We start from the raw sequence: 4,416 nt of genomic DNA, 5'->3' as shown, positions 1-4,416 counted from the left end.
CAGCGTGGCCAGGGCAGTCAACGTGAGCATAGTGGCGGCTCTCGGTCTGGTACTCAACGTGAGCAACAGAAATGGTAATACCACGCTCGCGCTCCTCGGGAGCCTTGTCGATCTGATCGAAGGCCTCAAACTTAGCCCAGCCCTTGAGGGCGAGGACCTTGGTGATAGCGGCCGTGGTGGTCGTCTTGCCATGGTCAACGTGACCGATGGTGCCGATGTTTACGTGTGGCTTGCTACGATCGAACTTCTCCTTGGCCATTGCCATCCTCCTTCGGGAAACAGCCTTTTGGCCGCCCTTCTAAAACTTGACCTGCTTATGTCATGCGGCGGGAGAAACCACCGCTTGAACTCTGGTACCGGTGACTGGATTCGAACCAGTGACATCGCGGGTATGAGCCGCGTGCTCTAACCAGCTGAGCTACACCGGCATTTCGACGAAAACGCCGTCCTGCTTGAAAACAGAAATGGAGCCCGCGACCGGATTTGAACCGGTGACCTCTTCGTTACCAACGAAGTGCTCTACCTACTGAGCTACACGGGCACATGGTGGGGATGTCTGGACTCGAACCAGAGAACCCATAGGGAGCGGATTTACAGTCCGCCGCAGTTGCCGCTGTGCCACATCCCCATTCTGTTTTCATTGCCCCCGTGCATGCACGAATGCATTAATCACGTTAGCGGAAGAAATACTACGGTTCAATGCTTTTCTTGTCAAACAAAAAATATCCATTCCACGGTGCCGGGCGTCTCCATATGAGTTGATTGCAGTCATCCCAAAGTCACGACACGGATATACATGTGGAGCTGATATCAGCTTTAACCTGCACCTTTATCGTCCAATGCATGAGATTTTTGATGCTGGTTTCTGACAGCGATATTGAGTATTTCTTTCACAAGCAGTTCACAAAGCATACTTTCTGCAGACATAAATTGCCTGCAGAAAAAACGCGAACAAACGATGTCCCGCAGATCACTTGCAGCTAAAAAGCACGGCATCCTCAGCTGGTGTCACTCTTTGTCACGACATGCCACTTCAGCATGAAAAAAGGTCAGAGCCTAAGCCCTGACCTTGTATTTTCTGGAGCCAGCAGAGGGAGTCGAACCCCCAACCCACGGTTTACAAAACCGTTGCTCTGCCATTGAGCCATGCTGGCTTGCGTCGCACATTATGCCATAAGCTACCCCGCTGCGTTGCTCGACATGATGAAGAGTCCATATTCCACGAAAAACTACGCAAGACGTTCAATCTGAATTTGCTTTGCCAGCTCCATAGCCACCGCAAGCTTAAAATGTCCCGTCTCGGGCGTAAGGCAGTTTGCCGTAGCGCAGGCCATCGCAAAACGCAGCTGCTCGGAAGGTGCATCCCCCCGCGCAATCGCAACATCAAACGCGCCTATCATCGTATCGCCAGAACCCACCGGATTTACTAGCTCGATAGCGGGAGGAGTACCCCGAAACACGCCCTCGTCAGAGCACATCACTGCTCCATGACCACCCAGCGACACGACAACCTCTTCTATTCCTCGTGCATGTAACGCGTGCGCAGCTGCAACCACCTCATCAAGCGAGCAGGGCTTGCGGCCCAAAAGAGCTGCAATCTCATCAGTATTTGGTTTGATTAAGAAGGGCTTTCCTTCGATACCACGCACCAAATAGTTTCCGGATGTATCCAAAACAGCATGCGCACCCATTTTGCGCACAATACGCACGAGCTCGGCATACACATCATCCGCAACTCCAGCTGGAGCTGAGCCTGAAAATGATATGACGTTGCATTTTGCCGCAATTTCATGAAGTTTCTCTTTTAAGCGCTCAAGCTCAGAAGCATGTATCGAACGCCCAGGCTCAAGAAACTCGGTCGAACGCCTATTAGGCTCAAGAATATTGATACAGCAACGCGTCTCGGCCTCAACACGAACGAAATCTTCTTCTACCCCATCTGCCGCAAGCAACTCACATAGCAGGCGTCCGTTGTTACCCCCGACAAATCCCGTTGCAATAACTTTTTCGCCACAGGTATGCACGGAACGCGCAGCATTGAGACCTTTTCCACCTGCCGTATCAATGCACGTCGCAACACGTTGTACCTCTCCTACGCTTATGGGTGCTTCGAGGGTATACGCCTTATCAATTGAGGTATTAAGGGTGACCGTCGCAATCATGACAAGCTTCTCCTTACCGCATTGCGTCCATGTGCATCGCGTATATACACAATCTCGCGCGTATATCACAAAACCTTAGGTTTCATGGCGAACATTTTTTGAGAATTGATACCAGCTGGGCTGCCACAAAGTATCAAAATCGCAAGCAATTTTTCAATCATGCCGATTCAAGCTACGCTGCCAATAAATGACGAGATTCATTATTCTCGTTAAGCACAGCATCTTGCAATGTGGTATCTATAAAAAATACCAGTTTACCTGCATATTTGCCGTGAACGGTCAAACATAACCGTTCACAGTAGTGAGCTGGTTCTTTTTTCTAAACCCAGATTGAAGTGAAAGCCCGCTGGTTCTATTTTTGTTTCAGTGGAGATGTGGTGCCTACCAGTTTACATGGGTTTTTCTACATAACTGCCATATCACGGGCACAGATGCTTTATCTACTCTCCCCAGTTTGTACATAAGACGATGGCGCAAGCACAAATGAAAGGTGACGCAATGGTCGGTTGCATCCTCACAGGTCATAGCGAGTTCGCGAGTGGTCTTGGTAGCGCAGTTGAAATGATTGCTGGTCCCCAGGACAACCTAACAGTTGTAACTTTCCGTGAATCTGAGGCAGGCGACTATGCAGCTCATATCGCTACCGCTATTACAAATTCCGTCGCAAAGTATGGCAACACGGTAGTTTTTTGTGACCTTATGGGTGGCACGCCTTTCAACCAAGCAATGCTTGTCTCCCAAGAAGTCCCCGGCGTAGAGGTTGTTACCGGTACAAATCTGCCTATGCTACTTGAGTGCCTTACCTCCATCAGTAACGAAACTACCGCACCAGAACTCGCTGCACTCGCGCTTGAGGCTGGTCAAGAAGGCATTGCAAATCCCGTACTTGGTGTTGGTGCTGCTAACGATACGTACGATGCGGAAGAGGAGGGGATCTAATGACTCACAGCTTTTGGCAACAGGTTCTTTCTTCGTCCGTCGCGCTCCTCATCCTTTTTGCCCTTATTACGCTGGTCTATGCCCTTGTGAGCTACAGCAAAGGTCGCAAGCAGCGCAATTACTACAAGGAGCTTCACCGCGCACTCAAAGTAGGTCAGCGGGTGGTATTTGCTGGTGGCTTGATTGGTGTGTTAACGCGCGTAGGCACCGAGACTTGTGACATTCGTCTCAAATCCGATGCGGAGGTCGAAGTTTCTCGCTTTTCTATTCAGCAAATTGACGGAGTGAAATAGCTCCGCACGAGCATACCGCTCATCAAAAGTCTGCAGTAGCGGACGGAAAGGGGCACATAATGGCAGAGCCCAACATCGTATTAGTCCGTATCGATAATCGCCTTATTCATGGACAGGTTGCTACCCAGTGGACTGGCAGTGTGGGAGCAAATCTCCTTCTTGTTGCCAATGACGAAGTTGCCGCCAACAAGATGCGCCAAAATCTCATGAATATGGCAGCGCCCGCAGGTGTTGCGACACGTTATTTCTCTATTCAAAAAACCATCGATATCATCCATAAGGCTGCACCTCGTCAGCACATTTTTATCATCGTTGAAACTCCTCAGGATGCCCTACGTCTTGTCAAGGGTGGCGTGCCTATTAAAAAGCTCAACATTGGCAATATGCATATGTCCAATGGCAAGCGACAGGTTGCGACCACCATCGCTGTTGATGATGCAGATGTTGCCACGTTTAAAGAACTTCAAGATGCAGGTGTTGAACTCTGGATTCAGCGTGTTCCCAGCATTCCCGCTGAAAACACTGACAAGCTCTTTAAGTAAGCAAACCTTACGAACAGCTTTTTGCACGTAGCCACACCTTGGCGTTTGTGCAGAACTTATTTTGGTCATTCTGCCTGACGAGGGCCCCGGCAGGCATACGGACATGTACTACAAACTTTGTCAATTTGTTAACACAGGAAAGGGAGGTAGGGATGGAATACTCAGCTTTGCAAGTCATTCTGGTCTTCATTGTTACGTTCATCGCAGCAATTGACCAGTTCAGCTTCCTCGAGTCGCTGTATCAGCCGCTCGTGACTGGCATGGTTATCGGTCTCATCCTTGGCGATCTTCAAACTGGTCTGATTGTTGGTGGCACGTACCAACTGATGACCATCGGCAACATGCCCATCGGTGGTGCACAACCCCCCAACGCAGTTGTCGGCGGCATTATGGCTACCGTTCTTGCCATTTCTCTTCATCTTGAGCCGAACATCGCAGTTGCTACGGCAATTCCGTTCTCCCTGCTCGGCCAGTATGGCG

The 4,416-nt window shown here is 50.0% G+C and carries 6 protein-coding genes and 4 tRNA genes; 4 read left to right on the top strand and 6 right to left on the bottom strand.

What is annotated here, in order from left to right:
• From Q0X25_RS07410 to Q0X25_RS07385, 6 genes are all read right to left on the bottom strand, one after another.
• A partial coding sequence (locus Q0X25_RS07410; protein ID WP_298580682.1) for a GTP-binding protein occupies positions 1-259 on the bottom strand: 259 nt, incomplete at its 3' end.
• Between the two features lie 92 nt (positions 260-351).
• A tRNA-Met gene (locus tag Q0X25_RS07405) sits at positions 352-428 on the bottom strand.
• A 37-nt stretch (positions 429-465) separates the two neighbouring features.
• Positions 466-541: transfer RNA gene (locus Q0X25_RS07400), tRNA-Thr, on the bottom strand.
• A 3-nt stretch (positions 542-544) separates the two neighbouring features.
• Positions 545-628 (bottom strand) — tRNA-Tyr (locus Q0X25_RS07395).
• Positions 629-1,079: 451 nt separating this feature from the next.
• Positions 1,080-1,154, bottom strand: a tRNA-Thr gene (locus Q0X25_RS07390).
• A gap of 75 nt (positions 1,155-1,229) precedes the next feature.
• Positions 1,230-2,162 carry a 1-phosphofructokinase family hexose kinase gene (locus tag Q0X25_RS07385; RefSeq protein WP_298580680.1) on the bottom strand — a complete coding sequence of 311 codons (933 nt, stop codon included), beginning with the start codon at positions 2,160-2,162 and terminating at the stop codon, positions 1,230-1,232.
• Positions 2,163-2,660: 498 nt separating this feature from the next.
• Here Q0X25_RS07385 and Q0X25_RS07380 point away from each other — a divergent pair, with 498 nt between their 5' ends.
• The 4 genes from Q0X25_RS07380 to Q0X25_RS07365 form a co-directional block, all read left to right on the top strand.
• Positions 2,661-3,101 carry a PTS sugar transporter subunit IIA gene (locus Q0X25_RS07380; RefSeq protein ID WP_298580677.1) on the top strand — a complete coding sequence of 147 codons (441 nt, stop codon included), beginning with the start codon at positions 2,661-2,663 and terminating at the stop codon, positions 3,099-3,101.
• On the top strand, positions 3,101-3,394 hold the full coding sequence (yajC, locus tag Q0X25_RS07375; RefSeq protein ID WP_298580674.1) for a preprotein translocase subunit YajC: 294 nt from the start codon (positions 3,101-3,103) through the stop codon (positions 3,392-3,394). The genes Q0X25_RS07380 and yajC overlap by 1 nt, the downstream gene beginning before the upstream one ends.
• A 59-nt stretch (positions 3,395-3,453) precedes the next feature.
• The gene (gene agaV / locus Q0X25_RS07370; protein ID WP_298580670.1) at positions 3,454-3,936 is read left to right on the top strand and encodes a PTS N-acetylgalactosamine transporter subunit IIB; all 483 of its coding nucleotides are present in this window, start codon (positions 3,454-3,456) and stop codon (positions 3,934-3,936) included.
• Between the two features lie 152 nt (positions 3,937-4,088).
• Positions 4,089-4,416 (top strand): PTS sugar transporter subunit IIC (locus tag Q0X25_RS07365; protein ID WP_298580667.1); only part of this gene is annotated, 328 nt, incomplete at its 3' end.

The sequence above is a fragment of the uncultured Olegusella sp. genome, assembly GCF_947253395.1.
Lineage (GTDB): Bacteria > Actinomycetota > Coriobacteriia > Coriobacteriales > Atopobiaceae > Olegusella.
Note: the sequence above shows the minus strand (reverse complement) of the source record. Positions and strands in the feature narration are given on the sequence as shown.